The 16,085-nt window shown below is 39.6% G+C and carries 13 protein-coding genes; 6 read left to right on the top strand and 7 right to left on the bottom strand.

Features of this window, described 5'->3' with window-relative positions; translation table 11 throughout:
* The first annotated feature begins 49 nt into the window (after window positions 1–49).
* Entirely contained in the window at window positions 50–2,311 is a 2,262-nt protein-coding gene (locus MUN88_RS10935; protein ID WP_244714928.1) for a helix-turn-helix domain-containing protein, read from the top strand.
* A 43-nt stretch (window positions 2,312–2,354) separates the two neighbouring features.
* On the opposite strand, the gene MUN88_RS10940 is transcribed toward MUN88_RS10935, so the two are convergent.
* Entirely contained in the window at window positions 2,355–3,875 is a 1,521-nt protein-coding gene (locus MUN88_RS10940) for an extracellular solute-binding protein (RefSeq protein WP_244714930.1), read from the bottom strand.
* Window positions 3,876–4,116: 241 nt separating this feature from the next.
* Between MUN88_RS10940 and MUN88_RS10945 the strand changes: the two genes are divergently transcribed.
* From MUN88_RS10945 to MUN88_RS10955, 3 genes are all read left to right on the top strand, one after another.
* Complete coding sequence (locus MUN88_RS10945; protein ID WP_244714932.1) at window positions 4,117–4,983, top strand: helix-turn-helix transcriptional regulator; 867 nt, start codon at window positions 4,117–4,119, stop codon at window positions 4,981–4,983.
* A gap of 57 nt (window positions 4,984–5,040) precedes the next feature.
* Window positions 5,041–7,311 carry an Ig-like domain-containing protein gene (locus MUN88_RS10950; protein ID WP_244714934.1) on the top strand — a complete coding sequence of 757 codons (2,271 nt, stop codon included), beginning with the start codon at window positions 5,041–5,043 and terminating at the stop codon, window positions 7,309–7,311.
* Between the two features lie 100 nt (window positions 7,312–7,411).
* Window positions 7,412–7,645 carry a TM2 domain-containing protein gene (locus MUN88_RS10955; RefSeq protein WP_244714936.1) on the top strand — a complete coding sequence of 78 codons (234 nt, stop codon included), beginning with the start codon at window positions 7,412–7,414 and terminating at the stop codon, window positions 7,643–7,645.
* Window positions 7,646–7,859: 214 nt separating this feature from the next.
* Here MUN88_RS10955 and MUN88_RS10960 read toward each other — a convergent pair whose 3' ends face one another.
* Genes MUN88_RS10960 through MUN88_RS10975 form a run of 4 tightly spaced genes read right to left on the bottom strand, consistent with a single transcriptional unit; the run spans window position 7,860 to window position 12,228 of the window.
* Window positions 7,860–8,375, bottom strand: coding sequence for a DUF3156 family protein (locus MUN88_RS10960; protein WP_244714938.1), 516 nt, complete (start codon window positions 8,373–8,375; stop codon window positions 7,860–7,862).
* 12 nt (window positions 8,376–8,387) lie between these two features.
* Window positions 8,388–9,803 (bottom strand): APC family permease, encoded by a 1,416-nt coding sequence (locus MUN88_RS10965; RefSeq protein WP_244714940.1) that lies wholly within the window; start codon window positions 9,801–9,803, stop codon window positions 8,388–8,390.
* Between the two features lie 17 nt (window positions 9,804–9,820).
* A complete protein-coding gene (locus MUN88_RS10970) occupies window positions 9,821–10,291 on the bottom strand; it encodes a hypothetical protein (protein WP_244714942.1) in 471 nt (156 codons plus the stop codon).
* A gap of 11 nt (window positions 10,292–10,302) precedes the next feature.
* Entirely contained in the window at window positions 10,303–12,228 is a 1,926-nt protein-coding gene (locus MUN88_RS10975; protein ID WP_244714944.1) for a primary-amine oxidase, read from the bottom strand.
* A 269-nt stretch (window positions 12,229–12,497) separates the two neighbouring features.
* Here MUN88_RS10975 and MUN88_RS10980 point away from each other — a divergent pair, with 269 nt between their 5' ends.
* Window positions 12,498–13,304 carry a helix-turn-helix domain-containing protein gene (locus tag MUN88_RS10980; RefSeq protein WP_244714946.1) on the top strand — a complete coding sequence of 269 codons (807 nt, stop codon included), beginning with the start codon at window positions 12,498–12,500 and terminating at the stop codon, window positions 13,302–13,304.
* Window positions 13,305–13,469: 165 nt separating this feature from the next.
* Here MUN88_RS10980 and MUN88_RS10985 read toward each other — a convergent pair whose 3' ends face one another.
* A complete protein-coding gene (locus MUN88_RS10985; protein WP_244714948.1) occupies window positions 13,470–13,910 on the bottom strand; it encodes a YtoQ family protein in 441 nt (146 codons plus the stop codon).
* Between the two features lie 484 nt (window positions 13,911–14,394).
* Between MUN88_RS10985 and MUN88_RS10990 the strand changes: the two genes are divergently transcribed.
* Window positions 14,395–15,375, top strand: a complete 981-nt coding sequence (locus MUN88_RS10990; protein WP_244714950.1) for a tRNA dihydrouridine synthase — start codon at window positions 14,395–14,397, stop codon at window positions 15,373–15,375.
* Between the two features lie 66 nt (window positions 15,376–15,441).
* Here MUN88_RS10990 and MUN88_RS10995 read toward each other — a convergent pair whose 3' ends face one another.
* Complete coding sequence (locus MUN88_RS10995; protein WP_244724459.1) at window positions 15,442–15,999, bottom strand: YqaA family protein; 558 nt, start codon at window positions 15,997–15,999, stop codon at window positions 15,442–15,444.
* Window positions 16,000–16,085 lie beyond the last annotated feature (86 nt).

Consider the following 16,085-nt stretch of genomic DNA (forward strand, 5'->3'; position numbering starts at 1 on the left):
TTTATGATAAACTAATTTAAAAATGTATATCCTGATGGGAGGCCAAGTATTGAAAAAAAGTTCGAAATTCTATATGAAGCTTTTGTCATTTGCATTGTTACTTGGGATAATCCCTGTAGTACTTGTTGGTATTTTTTCATATATTAATTCTGCGAACAGTATGCAGAAACAGGTAGAGAAAGAGAAATTACATAATGTCTTACAAACACAACTTATGTATGAACAAGCTTTGAGGCAAGTAGATCAATCATTAACAAACTTCGGCATGTCATTACTTAGTAATCAATTATTAGAAGAACCATTAAAACCAAATCAATTTCCTTTATACAGGGAATTAAAAGCCGAATTGAATAATTTACAACGGTTTGAAACTGGAGTGACAGATATCGTTTTTATCAATAAAGATTACGAATGGTTGGTTAGAAATAGAGGTTTAACGCAATGGAACCAAGAGGATCTGGCCGATATTCAGGAAATTGAGAGACTTAACAGTAATTCAACCTGGTTAGTTAATGAGGAGTATCACTTTGGTGTAGGAGCAAATGCTAGTACTAAATGTAAGCGTTATCTGGAAATGGTGAAAAGTTTACCTTTAAATAGTAGTCATGTGAAGGGATATGTCATTGCCATGCTTCCTCTTTGTGAACTGGATAAACGTATCTCTGTTGATGGTGAGAATGGCATGACTTTAATTGTAAATGAACAAAATGAAATTGTTATGTCTCATGGAGATCAAAGCTTAGATGAAACGTATTTAAAAAATCAGTTATTAGAAAGAATAGATAAACGAGAGCAACATCAATTTTTAATGCCTTTAAATAAAGAGAAATATTTAGTTACTTATCGTAAATCTAATTATAATAGCTGGTTCTATATTAATTTTGTGAATATCGATGAAATAAAGGAAACCTCTCATTCCATTGGTTGGTTTACATTAATGGTCTGTATCATTATTTTGTTAGGATTAATCGTTGTTGCCATTATTGGATCTGGGAAACTGTATGCACCAATTGGAAGGTTAATTCATTTATTGAAAGAGACAACGGGAGATTCAAAGAGTAATGATTTTGGGGATGAGCTTGTTGCAATAGAGAGTCATATTCATTTAATATCAGCGGAAAATGAAACACTAGAAGGTAAGATGAGATCACAAAATAGACAATTAAATCAATTTTTCGTAAATAAGTTAATCCAGGGTAAGGCTACTGAAAAAGAAATACATGAAAGAATGATAGAGGGAGAGTATGAGGAATATACGGTTATGAGTATACGTATTGATTCTTTTAAAGATACAGGGTTTACTCATGACGATCAGGATATGATTCTTTTTGCTATTCAATCGATAGTGGAAGACTTAATTAATGAGAAACAAACATTGCTTCCAATAGTGATAGAAAATAAACAAGTAACGGTTATAAAAAGCACGGTTCAGGAAGGGGCTATTAAAAATGAACTCATCCATTTTATCCAAGAAAAAATTAAATTGATCTTAAAAATACCAGTAAGTATAGGTGTAAGTAATAGTTATGCAAATTTGAAAGAGTTAAATAAAGCTTACCAGGAAAGTGAGATTTCACTTAGACAAACATTAACCCTGGGTCAGGAGAAAATTATTTATTACGATACTGTACAGTCCTCTCATTTAGTAAGAAACCTTTATCCTAAGCAGATTCAACATGAATTATTTGAAGCAATAAAGTCGAATAATAAGCAATTAGCAGACGAGAGATTAGGTGATATATTTGATCATATATTTGCTAATAAAATAAAGGATGAACAATATGAAATGACAATCATTCGTCTTTTGAATAATTTATTTGAATTAGCAGAGAATTTATTAATTGAAATCGAAATTAAAGATGAAAGTCATTCATTGATTCATAAACTATATCAATTCCGCTCAAATGAAGAAGTTGAAAGTTGGTTCAAGTCGCATATTATTTATCCAATCATGGAAGCCTTCAATCGAAGAGCTGATAAGCAGTACCGTTCCATTTCAGATCAAGTCATCCATATTATTCAGAGAGAATTTGATCAGGATTTAACCTTGGAAAGTGTCGCATTAAGGTTGCATTATAATACAAGTTATCTAAGCAGTTTATTTAGAAAAGAAACGAATTTATCTTTTAGTGAATATCTATCACATTATCGTCTAGAGATTGCTAAAAAACTTTTGGAGGAGACATCTATATCAGTTAAAGAGATTGCTGAGCGATTACGTTATAATAACTCACAAAATTTTATACGTTCCTTCCGAAAAAAAGCAGGTATAACTCCCGGACAGTACCGAAAAAAGATGAAAGAAATATAAAAATTAGAGAGCCCCTCCATTAATGGAGGGGCTCTTATCAATATCAGTTATTCTGATCCTGATAACCTTCCGTATATTCATCAATCACCTGCTGGCCACCAGATTCTTTCCAGCGTTCGATCGCATCGTCAAAGCCAGCTTCGTCAATTTGACCTAAGAAGTATTGATATGTCGCATCTTCCATGATTTGATTTAATGTTTCCGATTTTTCTGCCCATGTTGGCGATTCTAGGGACGCGGTTGGATCATGGACTAAGTGATCATTATTATCTTCATACAATTCATCGGCCTTTGCTCTTGGTTCATAGTCATAGTAACCAGTGTAGCGGCCATTTGTTTCAGGTTCACCAATTTCAAATGGTGTATATGGTCTAATTTCAAGATTGTACGCTTCTTCATTTTCTTCTTTCACTTTTGCAAAGCCATCGACCACTTCATAGTGTTCGCCTTCCACACCCCAGTATAGAAGGTTGGACCCTTCTGGTGTCATTAAGAAATCGAAGAAACCGAGAATGCCTTTTAGTTCTTCTTCTGTTTCCACTGACTGTTTAGGGAAAATAAGCATACTGCCATAGCCCGGAATGGAACGGGTACGATATTCACCATCTGGACCTTCAATATGATTGTGTACATCTAATTCAACATCCGGATTGATAGCAACGGCATCACTGTACATCGGCTCAACATCGCCCATTGTACCAATATAAACCCCGGCTGTTCCATTTTTCAGAAGCTCCTGCTGATCTGTTTTACTCGTTACAGGTGCATCTTTATTAATGTAGCCGTTATCGAACAAGCTTTTGAAGTAATCCATCGCTTCACGGTATTCAGGGAACATAAACTGTGGCAGCAATTGCCCATCTTTTTCTCCCCATCTATTTGGAGCACCATGCCAGGTGGCGAAGTTTTCGAATGTCCCAAGGATTTCGCGATCAGTTAAACCGATCGTGTCATCTTTACCGTTTCCGTCTGGATCATCTTCGGTAAATGCTCTCATCATTTCGTATAATTCATCAAGGTTTGTAGGGGCATCCAATCCTAGATTATCTGCCCAGTCTTTACGGTATATCAACCCTTGGCGAGATAAGGGACGTCCTGCGTAAAGTGTATAAATCTTGCCATCAATCATCGTATTCTTTAAAATATCTTTATTCAATTTATTTAAGTTAGGAAATTCCTCTAAATAGGGACCAATTTCCCAATACTGCCCATCTCGGACGGCATCTTTCTGTTGGTCAAGCGTGACATCTTTCAGCAAAAACACATCTGGCAAATTTCCGGTTGCGATCTGAGTGTTGAGCGTTTCTGCGTAGTTGTTATCTGGTACCCATCGGATGTCCAGTTCAGTATTTGTTTTTTCTTCTAACAGTTCTTCAAGACGCCCATCCGGGACTTCAGGGACGTGGAGGTTAAACATCATTGAAATTTCTTGTGGTTCATCACTGCTGCTTTTTTCTGATTCATCTGTCGAATCCGTTGAAGCGTTTTCATTTTTGGAACAAGCAAATAATAACACGAAACAAATTAATGAAAAGCAAAGCATGATAACTTTTTTCTGTTTCATCCAAGGCACCCCTTTTTTAATATAAATATATGACAACGTTGTTAAAATGATGGAGCGAAGAATCACTCCTCCTTTCTGGTATCTTTACTATATTTTATCAATCAGGAGCTTACATATTTTTACGATTTTAATCAAAAATGCTTACATTTTCTAATACATTACAATAGACATAGGTCGTCTTTACCTTTCCATATCTTGGGGTATTCGGTATACTTACATATAGATGAAGGAGGGATTGTGTTTGGCGCAAAAAGTGAATGTATCCTTGAGGAATCAGTCTTTTTATCTGGATTATTCCGGACCGCATAAAGCCGTTAAAGATATGCAGCATTTTCATCTTCACCAGGATTATGAGATTTTCTATATGCTGGAGGGTGAGAAGCTTTTTCTAATGGATGGTGAACAGTTCATCGCTGAGAAAGATCAAATTGTGTTTATTGATAAAAACAGGTTGCATAAGACACTGGTAACCGATCGGAATTATCAGCGAATCGTCATCAATTTTCGTGATAGCTTTTTATTAAAAGAGGATCATTATTTACTTCAAGCACTGTTTAACAAAGGAGCCTTACTGTTAAATGTGCACAATGCGTCTGTATTCCGGTTACTTTTAGAAAATATGGTGAAGGAATATTACCTTGATAATCGGGATCGCAAACGATATTTGCAGCTTCTATTGACACAATTCTTAATTGAATCCGAGCGTTTGTTGCACATTCAACCTCAGCCACAGGATAAACTACGCCCCCATTCCCAGCAGCATGAGACAGTCGATGCAATCATAACCTACATTAATGAACATTTTGCCGAAGATATTACTTTATCGGTTCTTGCTGAAGCGTTTTTTCTGCATGAACAATCAATTAGTAAATTATTTAAACAGACCATTGGCTATCGTTTCACCGATTATTTGAATGCGGTAAGAATTTCGAATGCCAAGCAGTTACTGATGGAAACCTCGATCAAGATCAATCAGATAACCAAGAAAGTGGGATATACAAACCATGTTCACTTTTGGCGTATTTTTAAAAAGATGACAGGTATGTCGCCAAATGAGTTTAGGGAGGAGCATCAGATGAAATGTAAGCGTTTAACAGAGAAGGCGTAAAAAAAGGTAATCTATCTGTTGTTAGAATGATAGTAACAATAGATGGAGGTGTAAAACATGAAGAATAATAAGCACTACAGGTGGCTGATCGCCGTAATTTTCGTCATGATCATGTCCTCTGTGACTACGGAAACGGTAAACGCGCAAGCAGATGTACTTGCTTTTCCAGGAGCAGAAGGCGGTGGGAAATATACTTCTGGTGGTAGAGGTTACGATGTATATGAAGTAACGACGACTGAAGATTACGGAGAAGGTGAAGCTGCAATTTCTGGTTCTTTGCGAGATGCCGTCAGTGAGGATAACCGGATGATAATCTTTCGGGTTTCTGGCACGATTCAATTGGAACAGCCTTTAAATATCGCTAGAAAAAATATAACGATCGCTGGCCAAACAGCTCCAGGCGATGGGATTACAGTCTCAGGTTATGGGACTAATATTAGTAATTCCGAGAATATTATCATCCGGTATATGCGTTTTCGCCCTGGAAGCACGAACTTGCATACCGAGTTTGATGCTTTTGGTGGTCGCGATATCAAGAATGCGATGATCGACCATGTCTCAGCCAGCTGGGGAATCGATGAGGCATTTTCTTTTTACCGAAATGAAAATACGACCGTTCAATGGAGTGTGATCAGTGAAAGTTTATTAATTTCTGGTCATACGAAAGGAAGACACGGATATGGCGGGATTTGGGGTGGAGAAAATGCTACATTCGTAAATAATTTACTTGCCACACATATTAGCCGTGTTCCGGCACTTGGTAACACAGGGAATGAGCTGCATCCTGTATCACATGCGGATATTGTGAACAATGTCATATACAACTGGGGCTTTAATTCAACCTATGGAGGGGAAAACCAGAAAAACAATATTATGAATAACTTTTATAAACCAGGTCCTGCCACGTACGATAATGTCAGTCAACGCATTATCAGTCCTGGACGTGATGGACAGCCCGGGTGGTTCTATATTGCAGACAACGTGATGGCAGGAAATAAAGAAGTTACGGAAAATAACATGTTGGGTGTTGAAGATATTAAAGAAGATGTCACGTTTGGAGAAGAGCCATATCCCGTTGCTGGACATGATCAACTGGCTATTCGATCAGCAGAAACAGCTTATCAGGAAGTCCTGGATAAAGCGGGTGCAACATTGCCGAAGCGTGACCCGGTTGACGCACGGGTTGTACGTGATGTCAGGAACGGTACAGGACGTATTATTAATAATGAATGGGAAGTCGGTGGTTTTCCTGAGATGAAATCTGCAGAAGCACCAGTCGATTCCGATCATGATGGTATGCCGGATAAGTGGGAGAAAGACAAAGGATTGAATCCTGATAACAGTGAAGACGGTAAAGCCATCACGTCATCAGGCTATTCCAATCTTGAGCTCTACTTGAATAGTTTAGCAGATATGGACCATGAAGCAGCTAATCCAGACGGTGTACTAGCTTCACCACGAGCACATAGTGTTCATAAGGCTGGTAAGGATATTCATTTTAATGTAAATCTTGAAAATAAGCAGGATATTGTTAGTGTCGAATATTATCGTAATGATCAAAAGATAGGTGAAGGTACAGGTAGATCGTTCGGCTTTACTTGGGAAGACGCACCGAATGGCACGTGGTATGTATCGGCAAAAATTACCGATAAGGATGGAAATGCTACGCAAACCACTTCGGCTCCAATTTATGTGAATACGATGCCTCAGTCTGGAGAGTGGAAGTCAAAGGATGTCGGTGCGGTGGAAGTGAAGGGGAATGCAAGTATAGAAAATGATCAATTGACAGTAAAGGGTACAGGGCGAATCATAGATGACAAGGATGCCTTCCAGTTCGTTTATCAGCAATTGATGGGCGACGGCACGCTGACTGCCAGGATTTCCGATGTAACGAAATTAAATAATAATGCGATTTCTGGTTTAATGATTAGAGACGGGCTTTCACCAGATGCCAAAACCGCAATGATTAGTACTTCTGTAGTGAAAGCAGACCGCCAAGACACGCTGTTTGCCGTTCATTTTTCTTCCCGATCTGAGAAAGGTGGAACCATTGTTGCACCAGGTGAACATGATCGCCCTGAAGAAAACGGTGTCCCGTCCCTGTTAAATACGAGCATTCCCTATTGGCTCAAGATTGAACGAGTGGGAGATAGTTTAACCGGTTATGCATCTGCAGATGGTGAAAATTGGGTAGAAGTTGGCTCGAAGGAAATAAACATGAAGAAAAAGGTTTATATCGGTTTTGCAGTCGATGGTGCGAAGAATCCGAACGAATTGATTCATTATACGACTGCTACATTTAGTGACATTACGTTAGAAGAGGAATAAGATAATAAGGTTGATTTCCTGTGTGGAGATCAGCCTTATTTTTTATTTGCTTTTTCACATGCTTAAATAAATGTGAACTTATAATATTGGAGGAACGCAAATGATGGAACGTAATATAGCTCTTGCTTATATACTATGGTTTTTCCTTGGTCAAATCGGTATTCACCGTTTTTACACCGGAAGAATCGCAAGTGGAATCACGCAACTTTTACTAGGTATTATCGGATGGGGAACGACATGGCTGTTTATCGGCTGGATCCCACTCGTTTTCCTTTGGATATGGTTGTTTATCGACATTTTCCTAATTCCAGGAATGTGCCGTCGACCGCGTTAGCTAGAAGCTATTGCTGTTGCAATAGCTTTTTTATGGAGGAAGGCGGTTATTTGGAAGTTCAAATACCTGCAAAGAAAGGAGAAACTTCAGGTGAAAGTGTCCTATTAGCCACATTAAATGCTCTAATGTCACCTATTTAGTAAACAGACTCTTACGAATAGCTTCACTTGAAAAGCGCCCATAAAAGAAAGGATCTTATGGACGCTTGTAGCAGCTAAGCACTCTGTTTCATTTGCCATTCCACCGTCGTATGTTCGACGAGTGCAAGGATTTGTTTTAACAGCTGAACCTCTTCCTGTTTTAGCTTAACAAAATATTGCACCGGTGGCAGTAAGGTAAAGAGATAGCTGCCAGGAATCGGGATAGCGGTTATCACCCAGTTGCCGTCTACTTGCTTCAGTTCTAGCGATTCCAAATCTACTTGCTGGATCATTTGTTTCAGCTTTCTGTTTTCATTTAACGCATCACATAATCTATGCTTCCCTTGCCATTTTTTCTTGCGATAATTCCACCTGAGCACATCGTTTATCTTGATAGAATTAGATGGAAATTGGTAACCGATGACCATTTTGTAGATTTTAGATAAAAATTTCTTGTGTAAGCGGAAAGTAAATCGCCAGTTAGGCTCTTGCATATAGGTGAGCTCTTTTTTCCCAGCTGCTGGCAGAGAAAACATGGCAAGTGCTTCATGAAAATATTTGATCGCGCGTTTTTCAATGTTGGTAAACATATGCGACACCTCTTAGAAACTTTTGGCTTCTGGTTCTAACACAAATTCATCGCTGCTTGATTCCGTATCGTTGGCATGGCGTTGTGCTTCAATTGGAACCGGTTTGAATAGTGGCTGTTTTTTATATTTGAGCCATAAGAAGGCATAAGCACAAATCCCAATAATAAATGCTCCGGCGATAGTATAAATCTGTGTTTTGATGATGGGATCTGGATGAATGGTCACAATCATATAAAGACAAGCAAGAATCCCAATGATTTGTGTATATGGATAAAAAGGTGTTCGGAATGGGCGTTTGAGATCCTTATATTTATTGCGCAGTATAATGACATCTAACTGGGCGATGATATAGGAGATTAACCATGTCGTACAAGCAGATAAAATCAGAATGTTTAAGGTAGATTCACCAACCGTGATGATAAATAACGGTAAGCTGAACAACGCATAGACAGCTATAATGCTGACCCAAGGTGTCCGGTATTTCGGATGCAGATAGGCGAATATTTTTGGCAGCAGACCATCACGTGCTAAGCCATAGAATAATCTCGGAACAGCAGCGAAGTTGGAGTTAATCGAGCTTGCTGCAGCAAAAATAGTCACAATGATCATTAAGGTTCCGCCAACTCCGCCTAACATGGCGCGTGCCCCATCGATTTGCGGTGTGCCGGAGCTTGCGAGTACGCTCGGATCAATGTAGTGAATGATTGCCTGCCCAAATAGCATGTCGGCCACAAAGATCGAAAGCAGACCATAAATCATTGCCCGCGGAATATTTTTGTTGGGGTTTTTGACTTCTTCCACCATTGGTACAACAAATTCGATCCCGATAAAGAGCCAGATGCCAAGCGCTAATGATTGGAAGACCGTATTCCAGCCAGCCGGGTTAAAGGTGGTTTCGATTGGTTCTGTTGCAGTGAAAACGTCGAATATTCCAAATAGCCCCAATACGGATAAAATAATCATAATACCAAGGGTTAAGACTACCTGAATCGAACCGAACACTTCTACACCTAAAAGATTAGCGATTAAGAAAAAGGTCAATAAAATGATGGCGACGAGTGTTGTGTTAATTTCCGGCCAAAGCGTCTGGGTCGCAAAACTCGCCGTTAATGTCTCGGCTGCACCTACTGTAGCGACTAATACAAAATAGCCGGATAAAACAGCGATGATTGACATGAATTTACCCATCGCCACGGAGGTGTAATCGCCTATCATTCCTGCACCAGGTAAAATGGACGCTAGTTCTGCATAAGATAAAGCAATAATAATACTGATGACCATTGCTAGAAAAGTAGATACAATAAAAGCTGGACCGACCATACCCATACTGTTACCAAGTGTAACCATTGTGGAGCCTGCAACTACTAACCCTGTAGCAGTTGCATAGGCTTGCCAAAAACCTAGTTTGCGTTTCAGTTCGACCATCATTATCTCCCTTTCTTTTTTTACTCCGCCAATTTGATGGACGGAGTAGTTAATGGATTTGTTTTTGGTTTATACGCTGAAAGTACCCATTGAACAGAGATCATAAAACTAAGAAACAGTCCGTCTGTAATAAGCAGAAACATGGAAGCGTCAACGGCCATGTGGATCATTTCACCGGTCATGGCCCCCATCACACCTCCCATCAGTCCTTCTGCCATGCCGCCAAGACTGGCAATCGGATGAAATGGTTTACCAACAATAAAGCCGATCATCATACCGAATATACCGGCCAACAGCGAAGAAGTTGCTAGATTGTGCATGAACATAATACCGAATACAATACCAACAGCTAAGGATGCAATCATACTAACTGTCATGATGATAATATGGACATGCATGCCCGATTGACTAATGTCCGTTTTCTGGCGATAAATACGGACAATACTGAAGACCGTGACGATAGTGATAAATAATAAACTAACATTTAGCATGTTTTTCCCTCCTATGAACATGATGATGGATCGCAATGTTTCGGCTGAGATGGTGGTACATCAATCGATGGATTTTGTTTAAAAAAGCCTACCGGTCTCAGCATAAAACCCATATAAGCAGTCGGCATGACAGGCCAATCTTCCGGACGAGTTATGTGATGGTGCCCCATCGTATACCAGACAACGATATCGTCATTGTCGATATTGCGGTTTTGCTGTACCCATTTTGGTAAGCCATCTCCACCTTCATGCTGATTTGGATAGTCCCCTGCAGCATATTTTTCTTTTTCATCATAAGGGGTTACCCATAAGTGATGGTTGATAAATCCTGCACGTTTCATGAGGCTCGAATCTTTGTGTGCGTAAGGGTAAGCATTCTCTCCCGACATGATTTTGTAGCCGACTGGCTCTCCTACCCAGTTTTTCTTATTTGGATTAATGATTTTCCAGTAGCGGGCTGATTCCAGATTCATATTGCGCATTGCTTCTTGTTCGTTTTTTAATGTATGTGATTTCGCGATAAATGCATTGCCGAATGGGTTATGTGGTCCGGACTTTTCGCTTTCGGTATTCACTTCGACTACGGAGTTTTGTACACCGTCAACCATCATATCGAGACGCATATTAAAGAAATGCTGGTGATTAGGCCCATCTAATTGTGGAGCGAGCAGGTTACCGTATGGCGATTTTTCTCCTGGCAGAACAGCCTTCGTATGTAGAATGCCTGTCAATTTGACTTCGAATTCTACATTCCCATCCTGATAAAAATACCAGAAGAAGCCATATTCATAGTTTCCAACTGTTGAAATACTCGAAAGTGCTAGTCTTCTAGAGCGACGCACATCAACTTTTTCAGTACGGAAATCAGTGTGTTTCCACAAAATGCCGTAATCTTCTTCATGGAGACATATGGCATTCTGAATCGTGGCAGGGTTTCCTTTACTATCGGTAAGATGAGCGTCAAAATATTGGATCTCTCCTAAGCAATCACAGCCTAGTGTTAATGGATTAGCAAGCATCCCAATCCCGTATTCTCCGACATCGAACGCGTTGTTCCGATTGACGGGATCCCCTGGGTCACCATATGGAACGACCATTTCCGAAAGGGAAGCACGATATAGGACTGGTCGCTCCACTCCATCGTCGTTATAGCTGACAGTGTGCAAGACTAAGCCTTCACGTGGATTGAAGCCAAAGCGGATTTTCCATTTTTGCCAATCAATTTCATGGCCGTTAGTGGTAAAACTTGGTCCTTCAGGCTGAATGATATCTAACGGTTTAATATCGTCGCGCAGCTTCTCGACCCCGTCTGTCGTATATTTTCCATCGTTCGGTGGCAATGGGATGACGTCATGATCGACGACTTTAATGACTTCCATTTTGTTCAGATCGACGAAAGCGTGCAAACCAGAAATCGGTCTGGCATATCCATTGTCGAATCGATCGGTTTTCAACCAGCAAATTGTACGGGCAATTCGTTTGCCTTTTTCTTCTTCTATTCCAAAGTTACCGGCACTCCATGGATCGGCCATGATCAGATCAATATCTTCTATTCCTCGTTTTCGGAAAGCTGCCTGCATTTCTGGATTATTTTTAACGACTTGTTCGCATTGGAGAAACTCATCTGCCATAATTCCTGGCTGTACGTCGGGGATATGTTCCCATTTCAATACTTTCTCCCGGCTGATCGATACAATTGCTTCATATGATTTTTCTTCTTTGTTGTCGATTAAGGTCATGAATGCTTCCCGTTCGATCGGGTCTCCTTCTTTAAATTGCAGCACACGCTCTTTCGATGGTTCATATAAACTGACACTAACGAAGCGAAAACTTTCACTTAAGTTCTTTTCCTTCTTGATTGTGTGAGTAGCAATAGTAATTTCTGCAGTGTTTAATGGCTCAAGTGGGTGGTTCACTTTGATTATTGTTGTGCTCATTGTTAGACTCTCCTTTTTTTGTGATTAATTCTATTGTAAGAAAGGATGGAAGGGAAGTATTGCAGAAAACGGAACAGCGTAGAAGGAAGAAGATATCGTGAATCGGTTACATCGTTGTGATATAAGGTCTTTGTCTATTTGAAAAAGGGCATAAAATAGCGTGTTTTGTACATTGTTTCTTGTTATGAAATCTGACGGAATCATGGTGTTTGTAAGTATTTTTCACTACTTTAAAGATAAAAGGAACTGTTCACGGAGGTGCGGAAGTAATGGAGTATTCGACCAAGCCATATATGCAGCCCCATTTCTATTATGATTCGAAAAACTATCAGGAAAGGTTGAAAGTGTATAAAGGGATAGCATTTTTATATTATCAATTTACATTAGACAACGATGCCGAACATTTAGCAGCTGTTCCGGATGGTTGTCTGGATGTGCTAGTAGCATTGAATCAGAGGAAACCCTCGATGCTGGTCTATGGCAGTCTACTGCTATCTAAATTTGTACCGATGCAAGCTGGTATCTCATATTTCGGGGTTCGATTACCTCCAGGGTGTGGTATTGATATGCGACATGTCAAAATGAAAGAATATGTTGAAAATGTTATGGACTTAGCTGTCATTTTACCGAATGGTGCAGAAGTAGCTGAACGGATGTTAGACAAGTCGTTATTCGATGAGCGCATTACTATTTTCGAAAAGTATATTGGTGAAGTGATTACAAGTCAGCATAGCAGTGAACCGTTAACGGACTATTTATTGCAAGAAATTATTCGGTATCACGGAGGAAAATCAATTCGTCAATTAGCGCAGGATACTCAATATTCGGAACGGTATATTCGTAATAAAGTGATGGATCGCTTGGGGATATCGCCGAAGGGATTCAGTAAAATAGTTCGTTTTCAGCACGCATTAATGATGCTGAAACAAGGATACGAGATGGAGGATATCGTTTTTGAAAACCACTATTATGACCAGGCTCACCTGATCCATGAGTTTGAGGATTTTGCCTATATTACCCCAAAGGATTATTTGAGCTATTTGCAGCAAAACAGAAAAAGAAACGCTGCAAAGTGAAACTTGCAGCTCGAATAATCTTACAATTACGCATGATGCAGTGGGAGCAAAGTGATTCCATTATTGAAAATGCTTAAGGATTAATGGAAGAATACTTCTTAGGGACAGAAATTTTAAAAAGGAGGGGGCATATCTCCCTCCTTTTAAACGAGGCTTTAAACATAGTTACTCATAAATATAGCCGATCACTTCAAGTGCCTGATCAATCGTTTCGACGGTGATGTTCGCTTTGTTAGACAATTCTTTTAAGGGATGAATCAATGATTCCGGACGAACAATAATAGTAGGTTTGTTCATGGCGATCGCTGTGCTGGCATCCATCGCAGTGTTCCATTGTTTGTAGCTTTCACCAAATAACGCGATGACGATGTCGGATTTTTGCATTAATACTTGAGTGCGTAAATTGTTGATTGCAGAGGCGGCATCGTCTTTGTAAAACTTGCCTGGCTGTTCTCCCAGAATATCCTCACCGATATTGTCGGATCGTTCATGATTGGTTTGTGGTCCGACAAACGTTAATGATAAATCTTTTTGTTTTGCCTTTTTCTCTACTTTCAGGCGCCAGTCATCATGAATCTGACCTGCTAAATAAACGGTTAACTCCATCTGATCACTCCTAATGAAAGATTTTCTTTCCTCTATCGTAATCAATGTGAGCTTTCACTTCAAAGGAAATGGCTAAGCTAAAAATACTTAAATCCTATTGCTATGCCAAATAGGTATGTAGGAAGGGAGCTCACCTTCCTTGTTATGTTTCCAATAAAATTTCGCCCAGTCATCCACATAATTTTGCAGCCAATTTTTCGTTAATTTTGTATTTTGATTAATAGCTCCTTGAACCAAACAATCACTTCATTAAACCTAACAAATTTGCTTGCAGTTTCATGTTGGAGGAATCACCTTGGGCAACCTGTTTTTTATTTATTTTGGCGGCACCGTCTCCCTTTTCTCCTAATTTTTTATTTGTAAATAGAGAAACAAGGATTGATAAAAAGGAACAAAACATGGTATAAGTATTAAAGAAGCAAAGATATTTTTGCTTCTCATTTGAGTGGTTTGACCTGGTAACACAATGAGAGGATTGGAATATATGACAGAAAATTTTTGGCGTGATTTACCGCGCCCGTTCTTTGTACTGGCACCAATGGAAGATGTGACAGATGTTGTATTTCGCCATGTAGTAAGTGAAGCAGCCAGACCTGATGTTTTTTTTACTGAGTTTACGAACACGGAGAGCTACTGTCACCCAGATGGAGAAGCTAGTGTGCGTGGGCGCTTGACTTTTACAGAGGATGAACAGCCAATGGTGGCGCATATATGGGGAGATAAACCCGAATTTTTTAGACAAATGAGTATTGGCATGGCGGAAAAAGGTTTTCGTGGTGTCGATATTAATATGGGATGCCCTGCTCAAAATGTAGCAACCAACGGGAAGGGATGCGGTCTGATCCGTCGTCCGGAAGTTGCAGCAGAGCTAATACAAGCAGCAAAAGCGGGCGGATTGCCCGTAAGTGTGAAGACAAGGCTAGGATACACGGAGGTAGACGAGTGGCACGACTGGCTCAAACATTTATTGGAGCAAGATATTGTGAATCTTTCCATACATCTCCGTACCAAAAAAGAAATGAGTAAAGTCGATGCACACTGGGAACTGATTCCCGAAATAAAAAAACTTCGAGATGAAGTGGCACCAGATACATTGTTAACGATAAACGGTGACATCCCGGACCGTCAAACTGGTTTAGAGTTAGTGAATAAATATGGTGTCGATGGCGCTATGATTGGGCGTGGAATTTTTACCAATCCATTTGCCTTTGAGAAAGAGCGAAAAGAACATACGAGTCAGGAATTGCTCGATCTCTTGAGATTACATCTGGATCTCCATGATAAATATACAGAAATAGAGCCTCGTTTATTCAAACCGCTTCGTCGCTTCTTTAAGATATATGTACGTGACTTTCGAGGAGCAAGTGATTTAAGAAATCAGCTGATGGAGACAAAGTCAACGGATGAAGTTCGTGCACTGCTCGATGATTTTGAATGGAAGCATCAAGATAAGGCAAGATCGTAGAAGATTCCCTAACATCAAAAAAGAGCAGGTATTTTCCTGTTCTTTTTTCTTTCAAAAAAATAGTCGTTACCGAACCTTTTTCTTTCCCTTTATGATAAATACTAACACCACTAAAGGCAGAAGTGTCATGGCAATCATCCAAATAGAGGACGACTGATTGTTCATGTAATGTTTCGCCTCTTCCCCAATAAAATAAATAAAAACCGGAATCGGGAAAAAGCGAATGATCCGTCCGATGATGGAGCCGATTAGAAACGGTAAGAAAGACATTTTTAAAGCACCACCCAAAATCGCAAACACTTTAAAAGGAATTGGCGTAATACCGGCTATAATTAAGGCAATGATCCCGTATTTCTCGAATAATCTTTCTGCCTTTTTGATTGTTTTCTCCTTAATCCATCTATGTAAAAGTGGTTTTCCGATATAGTAACCAAGTGTATAACCAAGCATAGCACCCAGAATGGAGCAAAAAACCGTAATGCTCGCTAACCAAAAGGAACTGTATGGATTATTTCCCGATAATGGAATGAGAAATACATCTGGTGGAATGACAAAAAAGGCTGATTCTGTAAACGCTGCAATAATGAGTCCCCATATTCCCAACTGTTCTAATATCTCAGTCATTTTTTGCAATGGCGATCCTCTTTTCTCAAACGAAATTAGGCTGAACTGAACCATGCTTTTTTCATAAAAGTATCTTTCTTCGTAAG

The sequence above is a fragment of the Gracilibacillus caseinilyticus genome (assembly GCF_022919115.1).
In the GTDB taxonomy this organism is placed as follows: domain Bacteria; phylum Bacillota; class Bacilli; order Bacillales; family Amphibacillaceae; genus Gracilibacillus; species Gracilibacillus caseinilyticus.